Origin of the sequence: Duganella caerulea (genome assembly GCF_040362985.1) — a bacterium.
Classification (GTDB): Bacteria; Pseudomonadota; Gammaproteobacteria; order Burkholderiales; family Burkholderiaceae_D; genus Rugamonas; species Rugamonas vulcania.
In genome coordinates this window covers 1-25,039 of the sequence record NZ_BPWJ01000014.1, presented here as the reverse complement: position 1 = coordinate 25,039, position 25,039 = coordinate 1, and the positions used below count along the sequence as shown (strand labels likewise).

Annotated in this window: 21 protein-coding genes and 1 pseudogene; 3 read left to right on the top strand and 19 right to left on the bottom strand. The window is 63.6% G+C overall.

Features of this window, described 5'->3' with window-relative positions; translation table 11 throughout:
• Positions 1-68 precede the first annotated feature (68 nt).
• Complete coding sequence (locus ACUJB0_RS28775) at positions 69-1,007, bottom strand: bifunctional helix-turn-helix transcriptional regulator/GNAT family N-acetyltransferase (RefSeq protein ID WP_444848243.1); 939 nt, start codon at positions 1,005-1,007, stop codon at positions 69-71.
• Between the two features lie 155 nt (positions 1,008-1,162).
• On the opposite strand from ACUJB0_RS28775, the gene ACUJB0_RS28770 reads away from it, so the two are divergent.
• The 3 genes from ACUJB0_RS28770 to ACUJB0_RS28760 all read left to right on the top strand — a co-directional run bounded on the left by ACUJB0_RS28770 (position 1,163) and on the right by ACUJB0_RS28760 (position 2,510).
• Entirely contained in the window at positions 1,163-1,492 is a 330-nt protein-coding gene (locus ACUJB0_RS28770; RefSeq protein WP_444848242.1) for a four-helix bundle copper-binding protein, read from the top strand.
• Between the two features lie 105 nt (positions 1,493-1,597).
• A complete protein-coding gene (locus ACUJB0_RS28765; protein WP_444848241.1) occupies positions 1,598-2,101 on the top strand; it encodes a GAF domain-containing protein in 504 nt (167 codons plus the stop codon).
• Positions 2,094-2,510: a response regulator gene (locus ACUJB0_RS28760; protein ID WP_444848240.1), complete on the top strand. Its 417-nt coding sequence runs from the start codon at positions 2,094-2,096 to the stop codon at positions 2,508-2,510. Before ACUJB0_RS28765 ends, ACUJB0_RS28760 begins: the two co-directional genes overlap by 8 nt.
• Here the strand turns inward: ACUJB0_RS28760 and ACUJB0_RS28755 are convergent.
• From ACUJB0_RS28755 to ACUJB0_RS28670, 18 genes and pseudogenes are all read right to left on the bottom strand, one after another.
• Positions 2,507-3,445 (bottom strand): LysR family transcriptional regulator, encoded by a 939-nt coding sequence (locus tag ACUJB0_RS28755; protein ID WP_161090423.1) that lies wholly within the window; start codon positions 3,443-3,445, stop codon positions 2,507-2,509. The genes ACUJB0_RS28760 and ACUJB0_RS28755 overlap by 4 nt on opposite strands.
• Before the next feature lie 56 nt (positions 3,446-3,501).
• Positions 3,502-4,464: a glycoside hydrolase family 43 protein gene (locus ACUJB0_RS28750; protein WP_444848239.1), complete on the bottom strand. Its 963-nt coding sequence runs from the start codon at positions 4,462-4,464 to the stop codon at positions 3,502-3,504.
• A 12-nt stretch (positions 4,465-4,476) separates the two neighbouring features.
• On the bottom strand, positions 4,477-5,466 hold the full coding sequence (gene yjfF / locus ACUJB0_RS28745; RefSeq protein ID WP_229213450.1) for a galactofuranose ABC transporter, permease protein YjfF: 990 nt from the start codon (positions 5,464-5,466) through the stop codon (positions 4,477-4,479).
• A complete protein-coding gene (locus tag ACUJB0_RS28740) occupies positions 5,463-6,494 on the bottom strand; it encodes an ABC transporter permease (protein WP_444848311.1) in 1,032 nt (343 codons plus the stop codon). The genes yjfF and ACUJB0_RS28740 overlap by 4 nt, the downstream gene beginning before the upstream one ends.
• Before the next feature lie 70 nt (positions 6,495-6,564).
• Positions 6,565-8,109 carry a sugar ABC transporter ATP-binding protein gene (locus ACUJB0_RS28735; protein ID WP_444848238.1) on the bottom strand — a complete coding sequence of 515 codons (1,545 nt, stop codon included), beginning with the start codon at positions 8,107-8,109 and terminating at the stop codon, positions 6,565-6,567.
• A 4-nt stretch (positions 8,110-8,113) separates the two neighbouring features.
• A complete protein-coding gene (locus ACUJB0_RS28730) occupies positions 8,114-9,076 on the bottom strand; it encodes an ABC transporter substrate-binding protein (protein WP_444848237.1) in 963 nt (320 codons plus the stop codon).
• A gap of 104 nt (positions 9,077-9,180) precedes the next feature.
• Positions 9,181-11,679: a beta-L-arabinofuranosidase domain-containing protein gene (locus ACUJB0_RS28725; protein ID WP_444848236.1), complete on the bottom strand. Its 2,499-nt coding sequence runs from the start codon at positions 11,677-11,679 to the stop codon at positions 9,181-9,183.
• Positions 11,676-12,686 (bottom strand): arabinan endo-1,5-alpha-L-arabinosidase, encoded by a 1,011-nt coding sequence (locus ACUJB0_RS28720; protein WP_444848235.1) that lies wholly within the window; start codon positions 12,684-12,686, stop codon positions 11,676-11,678. Before ACUJB0_RS28720 ends, ACUJB0_RS28725 begins: the two co-directional genes overlap by 4 nt.
• Before the next feature lies 1 nt (position 12,687).
• Positions 12,688-14,259 (bottom strand): glycoside hydrolase family 43 protein, encoded by a 1,572-nt coding sequence (locus ACUJB0_RS28715; RefSeq protein WP_444848234.1) that lies wholly within the window; start codon positions 14,257-14,259, stop codon positions 12,688-12,690.
• 4 nt (positions 14,260-14,263) lie between these two features.
• Positions 14,264-15,811 carry an alpha-N-arabinofuranosidase gene (locus ACUJB0_RS28710; RefSeq protein ID WP_444848233.1) on the bottom strand — a complete coding sequence of 516 codons (1,548 nt, stop codon included), beginning with the start codon at positions 15,809-15,811 and terminating at the stop codon, positions 14,264-14,266.
• A 41-nt stretch (positions 15,812-15,852) separates the two neighbouring features.
• Positions 15,853-16,620, bottom strand: coding sequence for an SDR family NAD(P)-dependent oxidoreductase (locus ACUJB0_RS28705; protein ID WP_444848232.1), 768 nt, complete (start codon positions 16,618-16,620; stop codon positions 15,853-15,855).
• A 113-nt stretch (positions 16,621-16,733) separates the two neighbouring features.
• Positions 16,734-18,302, bottom strand: coding sequence for an aldehyde dehydrogenase (NADP(+)) (locus ACUJB0_RS28700; protein WP_444848231.1), 1,569 nt, complete (start codon positions 18,300-18,302; stop codon positions 16,734-16,736).
• A complete protein-coding gene (araD1, locus tag ACUJB0_RS28695; RefSeq protein WP_444848230.1) occupies positions 18,299-19,291 on the bottom strand; it encodes an AraD1 family protein in 993 nt (330 codons plus the stop codon). The genes ACUJB0_RS28700 and araD1 overlap by 4 nt, the downstream gene beginning before the upstream one ends.
• An 18-nt stretch (positions 19,292-19,309) precedes the next feature.
• A complete protein-coding gene (locus tag ACUJB0_RS28690) occupies positions 19,310-21,052 on the bottom strand; it encodes an IlvD/Edd family dehydratase (RefSeq protein WP_444848229.1) in 1,743 nt (580 codons plus the stop codon).
• Positions 21,053-21,180: 128 nt separating this feature from the next.
• Positions 21,181-22,227, bottom strand: coding sequence for an aldose epimerase family protein (locus ACUJB0_RS28685; protein ID WP_444848228.1), 1,047 nt, complete (start codon positions 22,225-22,227; stop codon positions 21,181-21,183).
• A gap of 86 nt (positions 22,228-22,313) precedes the next feature.
• Positions 22,314-23,261: a glycoside hydrolase family 43 protein gene (locus ACUJB0_RS28680; RefSeq protein ID WP_444848227.1), complete on the bottom strand. Its 948-nt coding sequence runs from the start codon at positions 23,259-23,261 to the stop codon at positions 22,314-22,316.
• Between the two features lie 19 nt (positions 23,262-23,280).
• Complete coding sequence (locus ACUJB0_RS28675) at positions 23,281-24,633, bottom strand: MFS transporter (RefSeq protein WP_444848226.1); 1,353 nt, start codon at positions 24,631-24,633, stop codon at positions 23,281-23,283.
• A gap of 57 nt (positions 24,634-24,690) precedes the next feature.
• Positions 24,691-25,039: pseudogene (locus tag ACUJB0_RS28670) on the bottom strand (TonB-dependent receptor); the annotation flags it as partial.

The window sequence follows — 25,039 nt, the reverse complement described above, 5'->3', positions numbered from 1 at the left end:
GTTGATTAAACAATCACGTTGAGGATAGTGCCAGAGAAGCGGCCGCGCAGGCAATCAGCTGGTGGATATCAGAACGTCAGTTCCCAGGTTTCGTTGACCATGTCCTGGCCGAAGGCGTGCACCGGTTCCTCGGCCACCAGCCCGTATCCCTTGTTTTGGTAGATCTGGCGGGCTTCCTTCTGCTGATCGGTGGTCCACAGGCGCATCTTGCGATAGCCGGCGGCGCGGGCGTAGCGGTGGCACTCGTCCACCAGCCGCGAACCGAGGCCGTAGCCGCGCGCCTGCTCTTCCACCAGCAGCAACCGCAGTTTGCCCACGCCCTCCTCGCCGTCGCGCGCCAGCGCGATCGAGCCGACCGGCTGGCCCGCCATCTCGGCGATCCAGCAGTGCTCCAGCACCGGATCGAAGTTGCGTTCGAAGTCCGCGCAGATCTCGCCGACCAGCTTCCCGAAGCTGTCGTCCCAGCCTTGCTGCTCGGTGTAGATGGCGCCGTGGCGGCGCGTGATCCATTCCATGTCGCCTGCGCGATGAGGGCGCAGCACGAAGGGCTGGGCGTATTTCAAGCCGCTTTCCGCGTCCAGCAGTTGCTGGATGGTGCGCATCGCATCGAGCATGCGCAGCTGGTCGGCCTCACCGAAGCGGGCCAGCAGGTCACCGACTTCCTCGCGCGAGCGGCGGTCCAGCGGCTCGTAGACCGCGCGGCCTTGCGCCGTCAGGTGCAGCAGTTTGGAGCGGCCATCGGTGGCCGATGGCACCTTAGACACCAGTCCCGCGCTTTCGAACTTGGCCAGGATGCGGCTCAGGTAACCGCGATCCAGCCCCAGGTCGCGGCCCAGCACCGCCGCCGGCTGGTCGCCCCGGTGCGCCAACTCGTACAGCACGCGCATCTCCGTCAGCGTGTATTCGCTATGCAGCAGGCCCTCGCGCAGCACGCCGATCTGGCGCGTGAAGAAGCGGTTGAAGGAACGGACCGCCGCGACGCGGTCATCGAAAACAGGAACTGACATGGGGCCTCCGGTTGAAACATGAAAGGATTTTGCAATATATTGTTGACTGAGTCAACATTAATCAAGGTGCCGGAAAAGAGCGGACGCGCACAGAAGGCGGCCATGCATGGGCCTAGCATGGTCTTTCCATTGCAACGTCATTGAAAGGAATTGACATGGAAATCACACCAGACATGCAGGACTGCATAGACGCCTGCGAAAACTGCCATCAAGCGTGCCTGCAAACCGCGCTGACCCACTGCCTGGAAATGGGCGGCCGCCACGTGGAGCCGAACCATTTCCGCCTGATGCTGGACTGCGCGGCGGTCTGCGAAATGTCGGCCAACATGCAGCTGAGCGGATCGCGGTTCAGCGCCAAACTATGCGCGCTGTGCGCCGACATCTGCCACGCGTGCGCGTTGAGCTGCCTGGAACTGGACGGCATGGAGGAATGCGTGCGCGCCTGCGAAGCCTGCGAACATAGCTGCCACCAGATGCAGGCATAGCACAGACGATTTCGCAACAGATTGGCGACCGGGCCAACATTCAGTCGCGCCGCTGCCGCCGCGATGCTAAAGTCGGCATACGTCCACTTCAAGCGCCCGATGCCCATGCTAGCCGCACCGATCCCCGACAACGATGCCGACCGCCTGGCGGCGCTGCGCGAACTGCTGATCCTTGACACGCCGCCGGAAGAACGCTTCGACAAGGTGGCCCGCTTCGCCGCCGAGGAATTCGACATGCCGATCGCGCTGCTGTCGCTGGTCGACGAGAATCGGCAGTGGTTCAAGGCCAACGTGGGCATGAACGTGTGCGAGACCGCGCGCGACACTTCGTTCTGCGCCCACGCGATCCTGCAGGCAGATATCTTCGTCATCCCGGATGCCCGCTCCGATGCGCGCTTTGCCGACAATCCCATCGTCACCGGCGAGCCGCACGTGGTCTTCTACGCCGGCGCGCCGTTGACCATGCCGTCCGGTTTCACCATCGGCACGCTTTGCCTGATCGATCACAAGCCACGCACGCTGGACGCGACCGAACTGGCGATCCTGGCGACGCTGCGCGACCTGCTGCTGGAAGAACTCAGCCAACGCACGGAGGCGGCGGATGCCTGAGAATCCGGTCAAGCACCTGAACATGCTGCTGGTGGAAGAGCAACCGCTGTTGCGCCGGACCGTCGCACTGACGGCACGCACGCTGGGACTGGGGACCATCCATGAAGCGGCCAGTATGGAGGCGGCCGAGCGCCTGCTGCGTGAGCACAGCTTCGACGGCGCGGTGATTTCAATCGACTGCGGCTCGCTGCGCGGCTGCGTCTACAACCTGGCCTTGCTGGACCGGATGCGCAATGGGATGTACGTCAGCGACAGCGACATTCCCATCGCGGTGATGGCGGAAAACGCGACCGCCGGACTGCTGAACGACCTGCGCGAACGGCACATCAGCCGCGTGATCCTCAAGCCCTTCCGCGCCAAGGTGCTGCTGGACGCCTTCGCCAGCTTCCAGCAGCCGGCCGCGCGCTAGTACATTTCCTTGGCCACCTCGCGCACCGCCTTCAACAGCAGGCTCGCGCCCGGCGACATGATGTGGCCATCGACCGTGATGATGCCGTAGGCGTCCATGCGGCACGGCAGCTCGATCGGCAGGATGTTGAGCACATTCTGCGACTCGTAGTATTTGGCGACGGCGATCGGCATGACGTTGAGCGCGTCCGTCTGCTGCAGCAGCGGTTTAATCAGCAGCACGGCGGTGGTGTCGACCACGTTGGACGGCACCTCCAGGCCGGCGCGGCGGAACATCAACTCGCAGCGCGCGCGCAGGATGCTGCCTTGCGGCGGCAGGATCCACGGCTGACTGGCGATATCGCGCAGCGACAGGTTGCGCGCCTTCAGCAGCGGATGGCCGGGACGCACCACCGCGCACGCCGGCTCGTCGCCCAGCTCCTCGTAGCTCAAGCCTTCGGCGCTCTGGCGCTCGGGGATGCGGCCGATCATGAAGTCCAGCCGCCCGCGCTGCAGCTGCTCCAGCAGGATGTTGGACTGCTCCATCTCCACGCCGATGCGCAGCTTGGGCGCCTGCGCCTTGGTGCGCGTGATCGCCACCGGCAGCAGCGAGATCCCTGGCGTCATGATGGTGCCGATGTCCACCTGCCCGGACAGGCCGGCCTTGATGGCGACGATGTCCTCGTGCGCCAGCGAGAGGCTGGTCAGCGCCATGCGGGCGTGGCGTATCATCGTCTCGCCGTAGATGGTCGGCTCCATGCCGCGCGGCAGACGGTCGAACAGCTGCACGCCCAGCATCTCCTCCAGGTCCTTCAACTGCTTGGAGGCGGCAGGCTGCGTCATGTGCAGCTCTTCCGAGGCGCGGTGGATATTGCGTTGTTCGTCGAGCGCGATCAGCAGCAGCAGCTGGCGCGTTTTGAGGCGCGCACGCAAGAACCAGTTCGGGTTAGTTTCCATGGAAAAATGATATCACAATCGGTATGGTTGTTGATGGCATACCGGCTGTTGCGGTATCACTTGCACGCCGCAGAAGGATTGGCCGCCGGGCCTTCCCTGGTCTGCGGAATGAATGGAATGGTGCCGTCGGCGTTGTACTGGAACTCCTCCACCGCCACCGAACGGCGGTACTCGCCGCCGCCGGGCAGCTTGGCGTTGTGGTAGAAGATGTAGGACTTGCCGTTGAAATCGATGATCGCCTGGTGGATGGTCTTGACCTTGGCGTTCTTCGACATGATCACGCCGCGATAGCGCCACGGGCCGGTCGGGCTCGGGCCGGTCATGTAGGCCGTCTCCTCGGGGAAGTTGCGCGAATAGGATAAATAGTATGTACCGTTATGCTTGTGCAGGTAGGACGCCTCGGTGAACATGTCCATGCCGACGGTCTGGATCGGGCCGTCGAATTCGATCATGTTCGGTTTCAGCTTGGCGTACTTGAGCACCGTGTTGCCCCAGTAGAGATAGGCCTGGCCGTCATCGTCCTGGAAGATCGCCGGGTCGATGTCGTCCCAGGCGATCGGCGATTGCAGCGTCATGTCGTTGGTGACCAGCGCCGAGCCGCGTGCGTCGACGAAGGGGCCGGTCGGGCTGTCGGAGACGGCGACGCCGATCGCGTGGCCGGGAATGGTCGCGTGGTCGACGGTCGAATAGAAGTAGTACTTGCCATCGCGCTTCGTGATGTCGGCCGCCCACGCGTGGCCCTTGGCCCACTTGAAGGTCGAAGCCTGCACCGGCGAGCCGCGGTCGATCCAGTTCTTCATGTCGCAGCTGGTGTAGACGCGCCATTCGTTCATCACGTAGTCCGGGCTTTTGGGCGTGGCCTCGTCATGGCCGACGTACAGATAGACGGTGCCGTTTTCCACATAGGCCGAAGGATCGGCCGTGAACAGCTTGGGGAACAACGGGTTGGCCGCCTGCGCCGCGCCCATTGCCAGACCCGCAGCCGCGATGGCCGCGAATTTGATCAACTTGTTTTTCAATGCTCTCTCCAGTTATTTTTTTTGTCGTGCGCCCAGCGCCATCAAACGCTGGACCACGCAGAATACAAACAGCAAACCACCGATGACAATCTTGGTCCACCACGAGCTGAGGGTGCCGTCGAAGGCGATCAGCGTCTGGATGGTTCCCAGCACCAGCACGCCCGACAGCGAACCGGCCACATAGCCGTAGCCGCCGCTGAGCAGCGTGCCGCCGATGACCACCGCCGCGATGGCGTCGAGCTCCGTGCCCTGCGCGTGCAGGCCATAGCCGGACAACATGTAGAACGAGAACAGCACGCCGGCCAGCGCGGCGCAGAAGCCGCTGAACGCGTAGATCAGCACCTTTGTGCGCCCTACCCTCAGGCCCATCATCAACGCCGACTGCTCGTTGCCGCCCACCGCGTAGATGGCGCGGCCGAACGGCGTGCAGTGCGCGACGTAGATCGCGGCGGCCAGCGTCAGCACGGCGATCAGCGCGCCGGGCGAGATGAAGCCGCCGAACACCGGCAACTGCGTCTGCGACATGGCGACGTACAGCGGATCGTCGATGGTGATCGAGTTAATGCTGATCAGGTAGCACAGGCCGCGCGCCAGGAACATGCCGGCCAGCGTGACGATGAACGGCTGCAGCTTGAAGTAATGGATCATCGCGCCCATCGCCGCGCCGAAGCCCGCGCCCAGCGTCAGCGCGATGGCGATCACCAGCAGCGGCGGCAGGTGCCAGCTTTGCAGCAGCCAGGCCGAGATCATTGTGGTGAGCGCCAGCACCGAACCCACCGACAGGTCGATGCCGCCGGAGAGAATGACGAAGCTCATGCCGACCGCGATCACCAGCAGGAAGGCGTTGTCGATCAGGAGGTTGAACAGCACCTGCAGCGACAGGAAGCCCGGATAGGCCACGCCGCCCACCGCCAGCAGGACGACCAGCAGCGCCACCGTGACCAGGGACGTGAAATACGGCGACGCCATCCAGGCGCGCCCGCGAAGGATCATGGTGCTCATGCCGCGCCACCTTTGTTCTTGGCGCGGAAGGCGCGCCACATGTTCTTGAATTCCGCCGACTGCGACAGGCACACCAGGAAGACCACCACCGACTTGACGACCATGTTGACTTCCGGCGGCAGGCCGAGGGAGTAGATGGTGTAGGTCAGCGTCTGGATGATCAGCGCGCCGATCACGCTGCCGGCCAGGCTGAATTTACCGCCGGCCAGCGAGGTGCCGCCCAGCGTGACGGCGAGGATGGCGTCCAGCTCCAGCAGCAGCCCGGCGTTGTTGGCGTCCGCGCTCTTGATGTTCGCGCTGATCATCAAGCCGGCCAGGCCGGCGCAGGCGCTGCAGAATACGTAGACGAAGAAGATCAGCACCGCCGTCTTCAAGCCGGCCAGCCGCGCGGCGACCGGATTGATGCCCACCGCCTGGATGAACAGGCCCAATGCCGTCTTGCGCATCAACAGCGCGGTGACCAGGAAAACGGCGCCGACGATGTAGAGCGAGAACGGCAGGCCAAACAGGTAGCCGCTGCCGAGGAAGAAGAACGGCTTGTAGTAGACGGTGACGATCTGGCCGTCGGTGAACAGCTGCGCCAGGCCGCGCCCCGCCACCATCAGGATCAGCGTGGCGACGATGGGCTGCAGGCCGAGGCCCGCCACCAGCAGGCCGTTCCACGCACCGCACAACAGCGCCGCGCCCATGGCCGCGCACAGCGCCCAGACCATCGGCGTGTTGGCGACGTATTCGGGCACGCCGTTCTGCATCACCATCGTGCCGCCGATGAGCATCGCGGCGACGGTGCCGCTGATCGCGACCACGGCGCCGACCGAGATGTCGATGCCGCGCGTGGCGATCACCAGCGTCATGCCGAGGGCCGCCAGCACCAGCGGCGCCGCGCGGTTGGCGATGTCGATCAAGCTGCCGTACAGGTGACCGTCCTTGACCTCCAGGTGGAAGAAGCCGGGAACCAGCAACAGGTCCACCAGCAGCAACAGGAACAGCGCGGCCAGCGGACGGAATAAGGGATGACGCACAAACATGGATGCATTCGAAGGTGTGTTGGAGCGGACGCCGGCGGCTGCGCGGGGAGCGCTGGCTTGGTTCAGCGGGCTATTCATGGGCGTCTCCGGCGGCGATCACCTGCAGCACCGAGCTTTCGTCCAGCGCGCCGCGCGGATACTCGCCGCCCGCCTTGCGGTCGCGCATGATGACCACGCGGTCGCTGACCCGCAGCACCTCCGGCAGTTCGGACGAAATGAACAGGATGGCCATGCCTTTGCGGCACAGGGCCGTCACGTAGTCCATGATCTCCTGCTTGGCGCGCACGTCGATGCCGCGCGTCGGCTCGTCCAGGATCAGCATCTTCGGATCGGTGGCCAGCCAGCGCGCCAGCAGCACCTTCTGCTGGTTGCCGCCGGAGAGCGTGCCAATCGGCGTTTCGATGCTGGCCGTCTTGATGCCCAGCGCCTTGACGTATTCCTCGGCCAGCTGCTGCTGGCGTTTGAGCGGAATGGCGCGCAGGATGCCGGTGCGGGCCTGCAGCGCGAGGATCAGGTTCTCGCGCACGGACAGTTCGAGCACCGCGCCTTCATGCTTGCGGTCCTCGGAGCAGAAGCCGATGCCGGCCGCGATGGCGTCGCGCGGCGATGTGAAGCTGCGTTCCTTGCCATCGATGACGATGCTGCCGCCATCGGCCTTGTCCGCGCCGAACAGCAGGCGTGCCGCCTCGGTGCGGCCCGAGCCCAGCAAGCCGGCAAGGCCGAGCAACTCGCCCTGGCGCAGTTCGATATCCATCGGCGACAGCGCGCCCTTGCGGCTAAGGCCCACGGCGCGCAGGAAGGTCTGGAACTTCGATGGCGTGGCCGCCGTGGCGGTGACCGTGGCGCTGCCACCAGCATCGGCCGCAACCGACGCCGGGGCACCGACCATTTTGTTCACCAGGTCGAACCGCGACAGCTCGCTGCAGGCGTACTCGCCTTCCCGCTCGCCGTTGCGCATCACCGTGATGCGGTCCGAAATCGCGTAGGTCTGATCGAGGAAGTGGGTGACGAACAGGATCGCCATGCCCTGCTCGCGAAGGCCGCGCAGAACGCTGAAGAGCAGATCGACTTCCTTCTCATCGAGGCTGGAAGTCGGCTCATCGAGGATCAGTACCTTGGCCGACACCAGCAAGGCCCGCGAGATCGCCACCATCTGCTGGATCGCCAGCGGATAGTGCGCCAGCGGCAGCGACACGTCGATCCGTATCTGCATCCGCTCCAGCAGCTCCACCGCCTGCCGCTGCATGGCGGCCCAGTCGATGCCGCCGCGCTTGAGCGGATAACGGCCGATGAAGATATTCTCCGCCACCGACAAATTCGGGCAAAGATTCACTTCCTGATAAACGGTGCTGATGCCCAAGTTCTGCGCTTCCAGCGTGGACGAAGGCTGTATCGCCCGGCCATCCAGCAGGATCTCGCCCTGGTCCGGCGTGTACACACCGGTCAGCACCTTGATCAGCGTCGATTTGCCGGCGCCGTTCTGGCCCATCAGCGTATGCACCTCGCCCGGATACAGGTTCAACGCCACGCCGCTCAAGGCCTGCACGCCGGGGAATGCCTTGCTGATGCCGCGCAGCTCCAGCACCGGCGCAGGCGCGGAAGTTATGTTAGTCATCGGCTTAGTATTTACGGTTCGGGAATTCCTTGGCCGCGACTTCGGCCGGGAACACGCTTTCCTGGGTGACCACGCGCTTAGGCACCGGCTTGTTGGCGACGACATCGCGCGCCAGCTGCATCAGCTGAGGACCCAGCAGCGGATTGCACTCCACGGTCACGTTCAACTTCCCGGCGATCATCGCCTCGAAAGCGCCTTTGACGCCGTCGATGGAAATGACTACGATGTCTTTGCCCGGCTTCATGCCGGCTTCCTCGATGGCCTGGATGGCGCCGATCGCCATGTCATCGTTATGCGCGAACAGCACATTGATCTTCTTGCCCTCGGCCTTGAGGAAAGCCTCCATCACTTCCTTGCCCTTGGCGCGGGTGAAGTCGCCGGTCTGCGAGCGGATCACCTTCAGCTTTGGATTGGCGGCGATGACTTCATCGAAGCCCTTCTTGCGGTCCAGCGCCGGCGCCGAACCGACGGTGCCTTGCAACTCAACGATATTGATTACGGCATCAGGCGTCTTCTTCGCGCGTTCCAGCAGCCAGCGGCCGGCGCGGCGGCCTTCTTCCACGAAGTCCGAGCCGAGGAAGGTGGCGTACAAGGTGGGATCGCTGACATTGACTGCGCGGTCGGTCAGGATGACGGGGATCTTGGCGGCCTTGGCTTCGCGCAGCACCGTGTCCCAGCCCGATTCCACCACCGGCGAAAACGCGATCAGGTCCACGCGCTGGGCGATGAAGGAGCGGATCGCCTTGACCTGGTTTTCCTGCTTCTGCTGGGCGTCGGCGAATTTGAGGGTGATGCCTTCCTTCTTGGCGGCTTCCTTGATCGAGACGGTGTTCGCGGTGCGCCACTCGCTTTCGGCACCGACCTGCGAGAAACCGATCACCAGCGGCTTGGCCGCGAAGGCCGGTACGTTGAAGGCGAAGGCGGCGAGGCATGCTGCGGCCAATACGGTTCTGCGATTGCTATTCATGGCAAAGTCTCCAGATGGATTGTGTATTTTATGGATCAGATACTATGAGAATCCCAAATATCTATCCAATGATATTTTTAAGCAGTTTGATACCAATTCAAGTATCAGCGTAAGAGGCGTAAACCGTACAAGCCGCCCGCCATCGAGCCCTGTCGGGCCACGAATTTGACGGTCAACTTGCCGCCGGCCGCCATGGCAGGCGGTATCGCGTAATCCCTGGTGTAGATCTCCTGCGGCGCCGTTGCGTCCAGGGTGACCTCGGCCAGCGGCTGGCCGTTGATAAAGATATCGAAACGGCGGCCGGCATCCAAAGTCGAATATGTCAGCCGCAGCGTGCGCGCCTCGGCCTTCTTGTCGGTCAGGTCGTAACTGAACCATCCGCTCGCGTGCCGCCAGTGGCGGCCTTTGTTGACGCCCGCATCGGCGCCCTCTCCCTTGAAGAAGTGATCCGACTCCGGCTGCTGCTCGCCCGGCGCCACCTGGTCGATGGTCTGCGCGTCCAGCGCCAGGCGGTCCGCCTCGTCCTGCGCGGCCTTGGCCTGCATGGATGCGAGATTGGCCGGTGTCGAATACGGCCAATAGACGACGTAGCGCGAATCGTGCAGGCGGAAGAACGGGATGAAGGTGACGTTGTCGTCACCGTTCTTGCCCTGCACCAGACCAGGCGCCGTGAACGTCAGCGGCTTGCCGGGCACCGGCTTGAAGCGGTCCATGAAGGCCTTGGTGTCGCTGACCAGCATCGGCGCGGACTCCAGCGGGCAGACCTGGCCCTGCGCCACGTGCCCCATGCGCGAGTCGTCGGCGAAGAAGTTCAGCTTTTCGCCGGCGAAGGGATTGGTGCGCGCCGCCAGCACGATGGGGCCGTGCAGCACCGCGTAGTAGTTGGACTTGTCCGGCATCTGCTCCAGATGGGTCTTCATCGGCAGGCGGATCTCGACCTTGTCGCCGTCGCGCCATTGGCGCCGCAGGCTGACGTAGCGGTCCGCGCCCGCATTGGCCGCCACAGGCCTGCCGTTGACCGTGATGCGCAAGGCGCCGCGCGCCACCCATTCGGGGTAGCGGATCTTCATCGTGAAGGCCTTGGTGCCATTGACCGTGATAGTGCTGCGGTCTTCGTCCGGGAAGTGGTTGGCCTGCGTGATCGTCACGCCCTGCTGGCGCCAGTTTAGCGTCGAAGGGATGAACAGGTTCACGTACAGCTGGTCGCCGCGATGCGCGTAAATGAACTCGCCGTACTTGGCGTGGCTTTCGATGCCCGAGCCGACGCAGCACCACATGGCCTTGTCCACCTGCGAGTAGACGCGGTAGTGGTTGGGCCGCATCGGCGTGAAGTACACGAAGCCGCCGCTGTCCGGCCGTTGCGAGGACAGGATATGGTTGTACAGCGCACGCTCGTAGTAGTCGGTGTAGCTGCCCTTGGCGTCGCCGAGGAACAGCAGCTCCGTGAGTTTGAGCATATTGTAGGTGTTGCAGGTCTCGGGGCCTTCGACTTCTTCGACCATCGGCGAGTAGTCCTTATCGTCGTGGAAGTGCTCCTTGACGCTGTTGCCGCCGATGGCGACGGTGCGGTGATCGTGAACGGTCTGCCAGAAGAACTGGGCGGCCTGCTGCCAGTCGCGGCGGCCGGTGATGTCGCCGATGCGCTTGAAGCCGATCACCTTGGGGATCTGCGTGTTCGCGTGCAGGCCGGTAAGCTGGTCCTTGCCCTCTTCCAGCGGCCGCAGGATGGCCTGGTGCGAGAAGCGGATCGCCAGGTCCATGTATTTTTTCTGACCTGTCATCTGGGCCACGTCGGCCAGCACTTCGTTCATGCCTCCGTGTTCGCTGCGCAGCATGGACTGCATCTGCTCCTCGCTCAGGTGCGAGGTCAGTTCCAGCGCCCAGTCGGACATGGCGATCAGCATGGCGCGGGCGTCCGCGTTGCCGGCGTAGGTGTAGGCGTCGCGCAGGCCGGCGTACACCTTGTGCAGGTTGTACCACGGGACCCACTTGCCGTTGACCGAGAAGTTATCGGCGTGGAGGTCGCCCTTCGCGATGGCCTGCCAGGCGGTGCTGCCGTCCGGGATGCCGCCAAGGTAGCCGTTGCCGTTGCGTTCCTGGCAGCGCTTGAGCTCCGCCACGAAGTAGTTCAGGCGGCGCAGTACTTCCTCGTCGCCGGTGGAGGCGTACATCAGCGCCAGCGCGGACAGATAGTGGCCGCCGAGGTGTCCGTCCAGGCCGGAGGATTCCCAGTTGCCGTAGCTGGGCTGCTTCAAAGGCAGGCCGGCTTCGCGCAGGAATGGCGCGAGCAGGCGGTCGGGTTCCATCTCCAGCAAGTAATGAAGGTCGGTGCGCTGGGCCTCCAGGAAGGGGCTGTCGCCGAGCCGCACGTCGGCGAGCGGGAACAGGTGCAGCGGCGCGGCTGTTGCGGCGGCGACTGAGCGGACCGTGGCGAAGCCGGAGACCGAGCGGATAGCGGCGGAGGCCGAGGGGGTGGCGGCTGCGGTGCCGGAGGCCTTGGCAGCTGCGGAGGCCGAGGCGGTGGCCGCTGCGGAGGCGGCGCACAGCATCGCAGCCGCCGCCAGCGCAGCCGCTCCGCGCAACGCGGCCCTCATGACCGTCATGGCGTAGGCAGCTGGTTGCTGCGGTAGCGGTTCAGGTCTGCCGCGTCTACTGTCGGCCAGCCGGTGGCGTCCCATTTCATTTCCATGATCTTCAGTTTTTGCAGGTAGTTGTCGGCCGTCTCGTATGCATGCAGCACCATGAAGTCCTTGCCATCGATGGTGTAGGCGCTATTGTGGCCCAGGCCTTTCCAGTCCTTGTCGCCGGCGATGACAACGGAGCCGCCGCCCTTCATCATGTCGACACCATTCCTGTCCACATAAGGACCGGTGACATCTTTGGAGCGGCCGACGACAACATGGTAAGTGCTATCGCCCTTGCGGCAGCAAAGCCCGAACGACGCGAACAGATAGTAGTAGTCGCCCTTCTTGAAGATGAACGGCGCCTCGATCTCGTCCGGCCCCGCCGACTTGTCCGCCACCGACGGCCCGCGCGAGCGGCTGGCGATGGCGTGCCATTCCTGCGGCTCCGCCAGGCCGGTCCAATCCGCGTTCAGCTTGACCAGTTTCAGCCCGCTCCAGAAGGAACCGAACGCCATCCACGCCCCGCCCTTGCCATCTTCAACGATGTTCGGGTCGATGGCGTTCCAGTCGTCGCGCAGCGGCACGGATTGCAGCACCATGCCCTTGTCTTCCCAGCGGTAGTCCGGCGAACGGGGATTGAGCGTCTTGTTGACGGTGACGCCTATCCCCGAGGTGTTCTTGCCGAAGCCCGAAACGGAATAATATAAATAGTATCGACCGTTATGGAAGTGAACATCCGGAGCCCAGACATGGCCGTCGAAGGTCGGCGCAGCGCGCTTGGCCCACGCCGGATCGCCCTTGAAGACGCGACCTTCCGGCGTCCAGTCCTTCATGTTTTTGGAGCTGTAGAAAGTGATACCCGGCCCGGTGCTGAATACATACCAGGTATCGCCCTCCTTCGCCATGACAGGATCATGAACGCTGACCTCCTTGGCGGCGCAAACCGACGCCGCCGCAAGGCACAATGCAAATACCGCAGACTTCATTTCAACTCCCCGTACGCGCGCCCCAGATCGACACGCCGTCCACCGACTGCGCCGTCCACGTCACCACGAAAGCGCCGGCGTTGGTGTTCCACTGGCGCGACAGCACGCCGTTGAACGTTCCGGTGGCGCCCAGCGATATCGTGATCTTGTTGGCGCCATTATGCTTCCAGGTGCCGGTAGCTGTTCCGGAAACCGTACCATCCGCGGCCAGCTTGACATTCTGCGATGGCTTGATCGCCGCCGTGATGTCCTTGCCGTGGTTGATCATCTTATACGTTCCAGCGGCATCGGCAGCGGTGACATCGGCCGACAACGGCGTCGCATTCTTGCTGAGCGGCGCGTAACGGAACGGCGACACCACGATCCAGCCGTCTTCGTTGATGAACATCTCGTGCACGCGGACCTGGTGGAACTCGCCGGTGCCGGGGAAGCGTGTGTGGAACACCAGGAAGTACTGGCCGGTGGCCGCCTCGTAGTAGGCGGAGTTGTGGCCAGGCGATACGTAGCCAAGCGGCGTTCCCGTTTCGCCATCCGCCAGCGCGAACTGGTGGTTCCCCATGATCTTCTGGCCGAACGGCGCGATGCTGGCGTCATCGAACAGCGGCAGCGCGGGATTCGCCTTGACGTTCGCCATGTCGTTGCCCTTGGCGTCCACGTATGGGCCGTCAGGATTCAGCGAGCGTGCAACGCGCATATTGTAGGCGCCGTTCGCATCCAGTCCACCGAAGGACGTGAACAGATAGTAGTACTTCGACTGCGGGCTGTACATCACATACGCGCCTTCGATGCGGCTGTGGTTCCCGCCCATCAGGTGCTTGCCATAGCCCTGGCCCGGCTTCTGCAAGCCGGTGGCCGGGTCCATCGCCAGGATGAAGATGCCGCCCGAGTAGGAGCCGTAGATCATCCACAGCTTGCCGTCCTTGTCGAAGAAGGTGTTCGGATCCACCACGTTCGGCATCGTCAGCGCATCGTAGACATTGACGCCGTCCTCGCTGATCTGGTTCCACATGCCGGATTTGAGCATGATCTGCTTGTTGACGTACGGGCCCTCGACCTTGTCCGCCACCGCCACGCCCAGCGCGGAGCGGGGCGAATCGCCTTTGCAGGCGTTGTAGTAGAAGTAGAACTTGCCGTCGCCGAGCTTCACCACGTCCGGCGCCCACAGGTCCGTCACCTGCGCCCAGGTGAAGGTGTCCGCCAGCGCCGTGACGACGTTGTTGAACAACGGGTTGGTGGCGTTGACGCCGTCCGCGATCTTGGTCCAGTTCATCAGGTCCGTCGACTTGGCGGCGGCCAGGTGCGAGCCGAAGACGTAGTAGGTGCCGTCCACCTTGATCAGCGCCGGATCGTGCACCGAAACGTCGCCGAAGGTGATCGCCGTCGGCGACGGTGTTGGAGTCGGCGTCGGAGTTGGCGTAGGTGTCGGCGTCGGAGTTGGGGTCGGCGTCGGGGTAGGCGCCAGCGTTACCGGGCTTGCGCCACCACCACCGCCGCCACCGCAGCCTGCCAGCAGCAATGCTACGCCGCCGGCGATGGCCCTACGGCGCGATACCGAGATATCGTGTTCGCTCATGGTCTCACTCCACCGCGACGACGACAACGGCCTTGGCCGGGATCTTCACCGTCAGCTTGCCGTCCACCGCGTTGGCGCTGTATGGCGCCGGCTTGATCGCCTGCGGCGCCTGGAAGCTGTTATGCGCATCCATCGCGGCGGCGGTCAGCACGCGGCCCTTGACCGACTTGATCGTCTGACCCGGCACATTGATCGCCACGTCCGCGTCCTGGCCCGGATTGGTGTTGACCAGCGCCAGATACAGCTTGCCGTCCGTACCGCGAGCGGCCGACGCGCTGATCTCCGGCACGCTCGCGCCATCCAGCGTGTACTGCGGATTGTTCGACAACGTCAGCGGCAGCGAGGTCGCGCCCTGGAACGGCACATACATCTCGAAGGCGTGATAGGTTGGCGTCAGCACCATCTTGTCCTTGTCGGTGATGATCATCGACTGCAGCACGTTGACCATCTGCGCGATATTCGTCATGCGCACGCGGTCCGCATGGGCATGGAAGATGTTGAAGTTAAGTGCTGCAACAACCGCATCGCGCAGGGTGTTCTGCTGAAACAGGAAGCCGGCGTTGGTGCCCTTCTCCACGTCGTACCAGGTGCCCCATTCGTCGACGAACAGGCCCAGTTTCTTCTCAGGGTCGTTCTTGTCCATCGCCGCGGAGTTCTTGACGATGTGGTCCTCCATGCGCAGCGTGTTGGTCAGCGTGGACATCCACTCTTTTTCAGGGAAGCCGGTGGCGGCGCCCTTCACTTCCCATTTACCGGTCGGGATGGTGTAGTAGTGGAAGCTGATGCCGTCGGCCTGCGACTTCAGGCGCTTGCTCAGCACCTCGGACCAGGTCAGGTCGTTGTCGTTGCCGCCGCTGGCGATCATCTTCGGACGGTATTGCTGCGGCGCGCGCAGGAAGGTCTCGACATTCCGGTACAGGTCCGAGTAGTGGTCCGGCGACATATTACCGCCGCAGCCCCAGGCCTCGTTACCGATCGCGAAATAGGCGACCTTGAACGGCTTCTCGTGGCCGTTCTTGCGGCGCAGGTTGGCCAGCGTGGACTGGCTGTCGGAGGTCATGTACTCGATCCATTCCGACATCTCCTGCGCGCTGCCGGTGCCCAGGTTACCGTTGACGTAGGCGTCCGCGCCCAGCAGATCGACCAGGTCGAAGAACTCGTGGGTGCCGACGGCATTCGATTCCGCCACACCGCCCCAGTTGGTGTTGACCTTGACCGGACGCTTCTCGCGTGGGCCGATGCCATCCTTCCAGTGGTACTCGTCGGCGAAGCAGCCGCCTGGCCAGCGCACCAGCGGCACATGCATGGCCTTCAGCGCGCCGACGACGTCATTGCGCCAGCCTTTGGTATTCGGGATCTTCGACTTGGGGCCGACCCACATGCCCTCATAGATGCCGGTGCCCAGATGCTCGGCGAACTGGCCGTAGATATCCTTGTTGATCACCGCGCCGGGCTTGGCGGCGTCGATGGTCAGGCCGACCGCGTCGGCCGCGAAGGCACCGCCGGAAGCCAGCAGGCAAAGGGAAAGTACGCCTTGTTTAATGTAGTTCATTGTTATCTCCTCGTTATAATTTTTTGACTTCATTTTTTGAATTAAACCCAGCCGGCATCGACGATAAATTCTTGGGCGGTGCACATGGCGCCGTCTTCGGCGGCGAGGAAGAGCACCATCGAGGCGACGTGCTGCGGCATCAGCTTGGTCGGCAGGCATTGGTTGCGCTGGATTTCCTGCTCGCCCGCTTCGTCCAGCCACAGGTCGATCTGACGCTGCGTCATCACCCAACCCGGCGTGACCGTGTTGACGCGGATGCCGTGTGCGCCGAATTCGCGCGCCAGGCCGCGCGTCAGGCCGTGCACCGCCGCCTTGGACGTGGCGTAGACCGGATAGCCTGCGTTCTTGACGTGCCATGAAATCGAACCGACGTTGATGATCGAGCCGGCGCCCTTTTTCTTCATGCCTTCCAGGACCGCCTGGCAGGTGAAGAACATCGGGCGCTGGTTTATGGCGATGCGCTCGTTCCAGTAGTCGACCGTCACTTCGGCCGTGTCGTGGCGCTGGTCGTTGGCGGCATTGTTGACAAGGATGTCGAAGTCGCCGACGGCGGCCGACAATTCGGACATGGTTTTTTGCAGCGCGGGGATGTCGGTGATGTCGCACTGGCGGAACAGCGGCTCGGGATAGCCGGCTTCCTTCACGCGCCGCACCAGCGCCAGGCTGGCGTCGCGGGCGATGTCGACGAAGGCCACTTGCGCGCCCTGCTCCGCGAAGGAAATCACCATCGCTTCGCCGATGCCGGTTCCGCCGCCCGTGATGAATACGCGCTTGCCGCGCAGGCTGCCAAATTTGGCTAGTTGGGTCATGCTGTCTCCTGCTTTTTTTATGTGTTTTTTTACTCAGCATGGGTTCCCGCTTTCGCGGGAATGACGAGGGGCGCCGTCGTTCCCGCGAAGGCGGGAACCCATGCCGTGGTGGATCAGCCCCGCGTCAATTCGCCTTCGCGGCGGCGCCATACCACTGGGCCGTTGTCGCGCAAGACCTCTGGCAGCAAGGCCTGCGACAGGTTCTGGTACGACACCGGACGCAGGAAGCGCACGATCGCGCCCGTGCCGACGGAGGTACTGCGTCCGTCGGAAGTCGACGGGAACGGACCACCGTGCACCATCGCGCTGCAGACTTCCACGCCGGTCGGGAAGCCGTTGGCCAGGATGCGGCCGGCCTTGCGCTCCAATACAGGCAGCAGCTTGTGCGCTTCATCCAGGTCGCCATCGTCCAGTTGCAGCGTGGCGGTCAGCTGGCCTTCCAGGCTTTCGGCGACCTGGCGCAGTTCCGCCATGTCCTTGCAGGCGACCACCAACGAAGCTGGTCCGAATACCTCCTCCGACAACGCATGCTGCGACAGGAAAGCCGCACCGCTGGTGACGAACAGCGCTGGAGCACCCTTGCCTTCGGCCTGCGGCGCCAGCGCCAGGGTCCTCACATCCGCATGCTCGGCCAGCTGGGCGACGCCGCGCTGGAAGCTGCCGGCAATCCCCGGCGACAGCATCGGGCACGCGGCGCCACCGGCCAGCGCTTGCGCGGCGGCGTTGGCGAAGCGGTCCAGCTCAGGGCCGGCGACGCCGATCACCAAACCGGGATTGGTGCACATCTGCCCCACGCCCAGCACCAGCGAACCGGCGAAGGCGCCGGCGATGTCCTCGGTGCGCGCAGCCAGTGCGCGCGGCATCAGGAACACCGGATTGATCGAGCTCATTTCCGCATACACGGGAATCGGCACCGGACGCGCGGCCGCAACAGCCATCAGCGCGGTACCGCCGCTGCGCGAACCGGTGAAGCCGACCGCCTTGATGGCCGGATGACGCACCAGCTCCTGGCCGATGCCATTGCCGCTGCCGGTCAGCAGCGCGAACACGCCTGCCGGCAGGCCGCACAGCTCAACGGCCTTGACCACGGCGCGGCCCACCAGCTCCGACGTGCCGGGATGCGCGGAGTGCGCCTTCAGCACCACCGGGCAGCCGGCAGCCAGTGCCGACGCGGTGTCGCCGCCGGCTACAGAAAAAGCCAACGGGAAGTTACTGGCCGCGAAAACCGCAACGGGACCGAGGCCGATCATGCGCATGCGCAGGTCCGGACGCGGCGGCGCCCGATCCGGCAACGCCTTGTCGATGCGGACGTCGTTCCACGAGCCTTCGCGCAGCAGGTTGGCAAACAGTTTCAGCTGGCCGACGGTGCGGCCACGCTCACCCTCGATGCGGGCGCGCGGCAGGCCGGTTTCGGCCATCACGCGCTCCACCAGCACATCGCCCAGCGCCATGATTTGCTCGCCGATGGTCTCGAGGAAGACGGCGCGCTTCTCGTCGCTCAGCGCGCGGAAGGTGTCGAACGCCGCGTCGGCCAGGCGGCAGGCCTGGTCGATCTGGTCGAAATCGACGGAATGGAATGCAGGCTCCATCGGCTGCTGCAGCGATGGATTGTAGGCGCGGACAGGGCTGCCCGTGCCTTTGACGGCGACGCCGCCGATCAGTGCTTCACCGGTGATGATCATAACGCTTTCACTTTCGCGACTTCGGTTTTGTACACGGCCAGCTTGTTGCGCAGGGCTGGGCCGAACTGCGGTGCGTCGATTTCAAACGTCTCGCCGGGCTTGACGACGATGTTGTCGGCCACGCTCAGCGTCGCCGTGCCGAAGAAGTGGATGTGCACATCGCCCGGACGCTTGAACAGCGGGTACTTGAAGTGGTGGTGCTCCAGGTTGGCGATGGTGTGCGACATATTCTGCTCGCCACTGAAGAAGGCTTTCTCCCAGCGGACCTTGCCTTCCACGTCGTAGATGCGCGAGGTGCCTTCGATGTGCGCCGGCGCTTCGCCGACCAGCAGCGCCGGGCCCAGGCCGCAGGCGCGCAGCTTGGAGTGCGCGAGGTACAGGTAGTTCTGGCGCTCGGTCACGTGGTCCGAGAACTCGTTGCCGATGGCGTAGCCCACGCGGTATGGCTGGCCGTCGTCGCCGATCACGTACAGGCCCGCTACTTCAGGCTCTTCGCCGCCGTCCAGCGCGAAGTCCGGCATGTTCAGGGCCTGGCCGCTGGCGGCGACGACCGAGCCGTCGCCCTTGTAGAACCATTCCGGCTGCACGCCGGCCTGCCCCGCCGCAGGCTTGCCGCCTTCCACGCCCATGCGGAACATTTTCATGGAGTCGCTCAGCGATTCGACGTCGCCGCCGATTTTCTTGTGCATGGCGTCGCGGGTGTCGGCGCTGCCCAGGTGGGTCAGGCCGGTGCCGGTGACGTAGCAGTGCGCGTCGTCGCTGTGGTCCAGCGGCGGCAGCAGGCGGCCGGCCGCGGCGACGGCGTCGAACGCCACCACGGCGGCGCCGGTGGCTTGCGCCGCCAGGTCGGCCAGGCCGACCGACTTGCGGATCGCGGCTTGCGCCAGTGCGTAGGTGGTGTCGTAGCCTTCGATGACGCGGATGGTGTTCTGTTCCAGCACGCCGATCTGGCGCGCGCCTTGTTCGTTCTTGAATTGTACGAGTAGCATGGTGTCTCCGGATTTTGATTAGTGCGAGTGGCGCGGCACGGCCGATCCACGGTTCCCGACCAGGAAGTCGAAGTCGCAGCCTTCGTCGGCTTGCAGCACGTGTTCGATGTACAGCTGCTGGTAACCGGTCTTAGGACCTGGCGCAGAACCGGGCACGCGTGCGGCCTGGCGTGCCGCCATCTCCTCATCGGTGATCTCCAGGTTCAGCAAGCCACCGGCGCAATCGAGCGTGATCCAGTCGCCGTCCTTGACGATGCCCAGCGGGCCACCGGCCATCGCTTCCGGCGCCACGTGCAGCACCACGGTGCCGTAGGCGGTACCGCTCATGCGCGCATCCGAGATGCGAACCATGTCCTTGACGCCGGCCGCCAGCAGTTTCGGCGGCAGGCCCATGTTCCCTACTTCGGCCATGCCGGGATAACCTTTCGGGCCGCAGTTCTTCATCACCAGCACCGAGTTGGCATCGACTTCCAGTTCAGGATCGACGATGCGGCTCTTGTAGTGTTCAAAGTCCTCGAACACCACGGCGCGGCCGCGATGCTGCATCAGCTCCGGCGTGGCGGCCGATGGTTTCAGCACGGCGCCGCGCGGCGCCAGGTTGCCGCGCAAGATGCAGATACCGCCATCCTTCAACAGCGGCTTGTCCAGCGGACGGATCACCTCATCGTCGTAGATCGGCGCTTCCTTGCAGTTTTCCCACAGCGATTTGCCGTTGACGGTCAACGCGTTCGGATGCGGCACCAGGTCGCCCTCGCCCATGCGGCGGATCGCGCCCGGCAGGCCGCCGGCGTAGTAGAACTCTTCCATCAGGAAGCGGCCCGACGGCAGCAGGTCGACGATGGTCGGCGTGCCGCGGCCCACGCGGGTCCAGTCTTCCAGCTCCAGGTCCACGCCGATGCGGCCGGCGATGGCCTTCAGGTGGATCACGGCGTTGGTGGAACCGCCGATGGCGGCGTTGACGCGGATCGCGTTTTCAAAGTTCTCGCGCTTGAGGATCTTCGACAGCTTCAGGTCTTCCTTCACCATCTCGACGGCGCGGATGCCCGACATGTGCGCCAGGATGTAGCGGCGCGAATCGACGGCGGGGATGGCGGCGTTGTGCGGCAGCGTGGTGCCCAGCGCCTCGGCCATGCAGGCCATCGTGGACGCGGTGCCCATGGTGTTGCAGGTGCCTGCGGAACGGGAGTGGCCCGATTCCGCCGACATGAACTCGTGCATGGAGATTTCGCCGGCCTTGACCTGCTCGTGCAGCTGCCACACGGCGGTGCCGGAGCCGATGTTCTTGCCGTTCAGTTTACCGTTCAGCATAGGGCCGCCGCTGACGACGATGGTCGGGATGTCGACCGAGGCGGCGCCCATCAGCAGCGCCGGCGTGGTCTTGTCGCAGCCGACCAGCAGCACCACGCCGTCCATCGGATTGCCGCGGATCGATTCCTCGACGTCCATGCTGGCCAGGTTACGGGTCAACATGGCGGTCGGGCGCAGGTTCGATTCGCCGTTGGAAAACACCGGGAATTCGACCGGGAAGCCGCCCGCCTCCAGGATGCCGCGCTTAACGTGTTCCGCCAGCTTGCGGAAGTGGGCATTGCAAGGGGTCAGCTCGGACCACGTGTTGCAGATGCCGATGATAGGTTTGCCCTGGAATTCATGATCGGGGATACCCTGATTCTTCATCCAGCTGCGATACATGAAACCGTTCTTGTCTTGCGTACCAAACCACTCGGCGGAGCGCAGCTTCACCTTTTTGTCGTTCTCGGACATGCATATCTCCTCAGTATGTTCCTGTACGGGAGCCTGATGTCATGCCCCCGCATCGATGAAGCCATACTAAGTTGTACTGAGATATCTTTCCAATAAATTATTATTCGACTTTGATACCTGATTTGGTATCAGTCCTCGACGCTGAAGCGGTAAGCCATGACGGTGGTGTATTCCTCGCCGGGACGCAGTATCGTCGACGGGAATTCAGGACGGTTGGGCGAGTCGGGATAATGCTGCGGTTCGAGGCAAAAGCCGCTGCGATGGCCGTAGATGCGCCCTTTCCCGCTCATGCCGTCGTGGAGGAAGTTCCCGCTGTAGAACTGCACGCCCGGCTCCTGGGTCAGCACCTCCAGCACGCGGCCGGACGACGGATCGCGCACGCGGGCCGCCAGTTCCAGCGCGCGCGAGGCGGATTTATTCAGCACGAAGTTGTGGTCGTAGCCGGCGCCATGGCGCAGCTGCTCGTCGTCCGCGTCGATGCGGGCGCCGATCGCGTGCGGCGTGCGGAAGTCGAACGGCGTGCCCGCCACCGCGGGCAGCTCGCCGGTCGGTATCAGGCCGCTGTCGACCGGGGTGTAGGCGTCGGCGGCGATGGTCAGCTCGTGGGACAGGATGTCGCCCTTGCCGGCCAGGTTGAAATAGGCGTGGTTGGTCAGGTTGACCGGTGTCGCTTTGTCGGTGATGGCATGGAAAGCGATACGCAATTCGTTATTGTCGCGCAGTTCGTAGATGACCGTCACTTCCAGGTTGCCGGGGTAGCCCTGCTCGCCGTCGGCGCTCAGGTAGCTCAGGATCAGGCCCGCCGATTTGGGCGTGGCGAAGGTTTCGGCTTCCCACATGCGGCGGTGGAAGCCGTCCACGCCTCCGTGTAAATGATTTACACCGTTGTTCACGTCCAGCTGGTGGGTCTCGCCGTCCAGCGTGAAGCGGCCGTTGGCGATGCGGTTGCCGTAACGGCCGATCAGCGCGCCGAAGTAGTGGGATTCGCCCAGGTAGGCGGCGGCATCGTCGAAGCCCAGGCAGACATCGGCCAGCTGGCCGTCTCGGTCGGGCGCGTGGATCTCGGTGATCACGCCGCCAAGGTCGCTGATCTTGACGATCATGCCGTTGGCGTTGGTCAGGGTGTACAGGGTGGCTTCGGGGCCGAAGGGTGCTGCGGTGACATTTGGCTGCATGGAGGCTTTCTACGGCAACGGCGGCCGACGGAATTTGTTCCGTGGCCGCCGCGAGTGTTCTATAAATTTCCGCTTGCGCGGTGCGTTCAGGCTATCGAGGGCTTTCCAAATACCGGCATGCCCTGCTCGTCCCACTTGAGTGGTTTGACATAGGTGTGCCGGTCCGGGTTCCACAGCGGATCGCCGATAATCTCGGTGTAAGTGCGTGCATGATAAACCAACATGACGGTCTCGCCATCGTCGCCGATGGTGAAGCTGTTGTGTCCCGGTCCGTACACGCCGTGTTCGAAACAGGTCTGCAGCACCGGCTGGCGCGACTTGGCCCACGAGGTGGGATCCAGCAAGTTGGCGCGGTCGTCCGCCCACAACAGGCCCATGGCGTAGTTCTCGTCGGTGGCGCTGGCCGAGTAGCTGATGAAGATCTTGCCGTTCTTCTTCAGCACCGACGGCCCTTCGTTGACCCAGAAGCCACGGATCTCCCAATCGAATTCCGGCTTGCTCAGCATGACCGGCGGGCCGCCCAGCTGCCACGGCGTCTTCATCGGCGCGATGTACAGGTTGGAATTGCCCTCGATAGCCACGTCCTTCTGCGCCCACAGGTAGTACAGCTGGCCCTTGTGGGTGAAGGTGGTGGCGTCCAGGCAGAAGGTGTCGATGCCGGTGTCGATCTGGCCCATGAACTCCCACTCGCCTTCCAGCGGATTGGGATTGGCGTTGCGAATCGCGTACATGCGGTGCTGGAACAGCTTGTGTTTGATCTCGCGGCTCGGCGCGGCGGCGAAGTAGACGTACCAGGCGCCTTCATTGAAATGCAGCTCCGGCGCCCAAACCAGTTCGCTGTACGGGCCCGTGTCCGGCTTGTGCCAGACATCGACCTTCTCCGCGTCCGCCAGGCCGGCGATGGTTTTCGCGCGACGCAGCTCGATGCGGTCGTACTGCGGCACCGAGGCGGTGAAGTAGTAATAGCCGTCGCTGTGACGAATGATAAAAGGATCGGCGCGCTGCTCGATCAGCGGAGTGAGAACTTCTTCCATTGCTTCCATTTCCTGAAAATTAGACTGCCACATAGCCTTTGACTCCCATCGCCGCCTTGACTTCGCTGTAGTACTTGTCGTTGATACGGTACTTGAACATCAACAGCCCCATGATGGTGTGGAAGAAGCCCGGTATCAGCGTCATCATCAAGACGATGCCGTGCAGCGCGTAAGCGGTCTGCTCGACATTGGGTACATAAGCGAAGTGCGTCAGCAGCTTGCCGACCAGGATGCCGGCGATGCCCATGCCCGCCTTCTGGCAGACCGAGATGCCGCCGAACGCGAAGCCCGACACGCGCTTGCCGGTCTTGACGACGCCGTAGTCGATGGTCTCGGCGATGGCCGACCAGAACACCGGCGCATGCAGGTCCACCACGAACGACAGCAGGAAGTACAGCACAAACGCCAGCACGGTGTCGCCCGGCCCGACGAAGAAGTACATCGCGGCGCTGATCAGGCCCACGCCGATCTGCGTCCAGCGGAACAGGTTGACCTTGCAATAGACCTTGGTGATCCAGGTGGAGGCGATCATCGACACGATGGCGGCCACCACGCCGGTGGACAGGAAGGCCGAGATGGTCGGGCCGTCGGCGCCGAGATAGTATTTGGCGTAGTAGATGGCCACCGAGCCGCGCACCACGTAGCCGATGGTGCCGGTCACGCAGACGCCGCACAGGATCAGCCACTGGTCGTTCCGGACCAGCACCTTCACCTGCGCCCACAGCGACTGGCGCTGCACCACATGCTGCACGCGCTCCTGCGTGGTGAAGAAGCAGAACAGGAACAGCAGCACGCCCATGCCGGCCATCACGGCCATGGCGAACTGGTAGCCCGCGGCCGCGTTGCCGCCGCCCCAGCGCTCCGACAACAGCGGTACGATCACCGTCACCATGAAGGCGCCGATCTTGGCGAAGAACAGGCGGTAGCCGTTGGCGGACAAGGTCTCCTGCGGATCCTTGGACAAGGCGCTGGGCAGCGAGATGTACGGAATGCCGACGCCCGCCGTCATGATGGTCATGATGATGTAGGTCGAATAGGCCCAAACCAGCTTGGCGCTGTAGCCCCAATCGGGCGTGGTGAAGACGAAGAAGACGCTGAGGCCATACGGCACGGCCAGCAGCAGCAGCCACGGACGGTAACGCCCCCAGCGGCTGGTGAAGCGGTCGGTGATCTGGCCCATGGTCAGGTCGGCCATCGCGCCGACGAACTTCACCACGCCGAACATCAGCGCCAGGTCCATCGTCTTCAGGCCGTAGATGTCGGTGTAGAAGAAGGTAATGATCAACATCATCGACGAGATCACCACGTTCAGCGCCATGTCTCCAGCGCCGAAGCCTATTTTTTCCACCAACGACAATTTTTGATTCGACATCCGATACTCCAACAGGTTGGCGTTCCCGCTAACGGGAACGCTCTTGGGGTCTTACCGTTACATCTGCCAGCGAAGGGCAGCCGAGACCGAACGTCCGGTCTGCAGCGTACCGAAATTGGTCAACTGCGGCGTACCGGCACTACCGAAGTGGTAGTACTGCTGCTGCATTTCATTGGTCAGGTTGACCCCACTGATATCGACCGACATCCGGTCGTTGATCTTGTAGGAGACCTGCATGTCGATACTCTTTTCCGGACTGCGCCAGATACCAATCGGATTGGCAAACAACGCCGCTTCGTTCTTGGCCAGGAAGGCGGAGCGCCATACATAGGACAAGCGCGCGCTGACCGGACCCTTTTCGTAAGCCAGCGTGGCGTTGTAGGAGCTGTGCGACACGCCGAAGAAC

Coding starts and splice junctions, on each gene's coding strand:
- ACUJB0_RS28775 (WP_444848243.1), bottom strand. CDS start 1,007: ATGTCAGTTCCTGTTTTCGATGACCGCGTCGCGGCGGTCCGTTCCTTC.
- ACUJB0_RS28770 (WP_444848242.1), top strand. CDS start 1,163: ATGGAAATCACACCAGACATGCAGGACTGCATAGACGCCTGCGAAAAC.
- ACUJB0_RS28765 (WP_444848241.1), top strand. CDS start 1,598: ATGCTAGCCGCACCGATCCCCGACAACGATGCCGACCGCCTGGCGGCG.
- ACUJB0_RS28760 (WP_444848240.1), top strand. CDS start 2,094: ATGCCTGAGAATCCGGTCAAGCACCTGAACATGCTGCTGGTGGAAGAG.
- ACUJB0_RS28755 (WP_161090423.1), bottom strand. CDS start 3,445: ATGGAAACTAACCCGAACTGGTTCTTGCGTGCGCGCCTCAAAACGCGC.
- yjfF (WP_229213450.1), bottom strand. CDS start 5,466: ATGAGCACCATGATCCTTCGCGGGCGCGCCTGGATGGCGTCGCCGTAT.
- ACUJB0_RS28740 (WP_444848311.1), bottom strand. CDS start 6,494: ATGTTTGTGCGTCATCCCTTATTCCGTCCGCTGGCCGCGCTGTTCCTG.
- ACUJB0_RS28735 (WP_444848238.1), bottom strand. CDS start 8,109: ATGACTAACATAACTTCCGCGCCTGCGCCGGTGCTGGAGCTGCGCGGC.
- ACUJB0_RS28730 (WP_444848237.1), bottom strand. CDS start 9,076: ATGAATAGCAATCGCAGAACCGTATTGGCCGCAGCATGCCTCGCCGCC.
- ACUJB0_RS28725 (WP_444848236.1), bottom strand. CDS start 11,679: ATGACGGTCATGAGGGCCGCGTTGCGCGGAGCGGCTGCGCTGGCGGCG.
- ACUJB0_RS28720 (WP_444848235.1), bottom strand. CDS start 12,686: ATGAAGTCTGCGGTATTTGCATTGTGCCTTGCGGCGGCGTCGGTTTGC.
- ACUJB0_RS28715 (WP_444848234.1), bottom strand. CDS start 14,259: ATGAGCGAACACGATATCTCGGTATCGCGCCGTAGGGCCATCGCCGGC.
- ACUJB0_RS28710 (WP_444848233.1), bottom strand. CDS start 15,811: ATGAACTACATTAAACAAGGCGTACTTTCCCTTTGCCTGCTGGCTTCC.
- ACUJB0_RS28705 (WP_444848232.1), bottom strand. CDS start 16,620: ATGACCCAACTAGCCAAATTTGGCAGCCTGCGCGGCAAGCGCGTATTC.
- ACUJB0_RS28700 (WP_444848231.1), bottom strand. CDS start 18,302: ATGATCATCACCGGTGAAGCACTGATCGGCGGCGTCGCCGTCAAAGGC.
- araD1 (WP_444848230.1), bottom strand. CDS start 19,291: ATGCTACTCGTACAATTCAAGAACGAACAAGGCGCGCGCCAGATCGGC.
- ACUJB0_RS28690 (WP_444848229.1), bottom strand. CDS start 21,052: ATGTCCGAGAACGACAAAAAGGTGAAGCTGCGCTCCGCCGAGTGGTTT.
- ACUJB0_RS28685 (WP_444848228.1), bottom strand. CDS start 22,227: ATGCAGCCAAATGTCACCGCAGCACCCTTCGGCCCCGAAGCCACCCTG.
- ACUJB0_RS28680 (WP_444848227.1), bottom strand. CDS start 23,261: ATGGAAGAAGTTCTCACTCCGCTGATCGAGCAGCGCGCCGATCCTTTT.
- ACUJB0_RS28675 (WP_444848226.1), bottom strand. CDS start 24,633: ATGTCGAATCAAAAATTGTCGTTGGTGGAAAAAATAGGCTTCGGCGCT.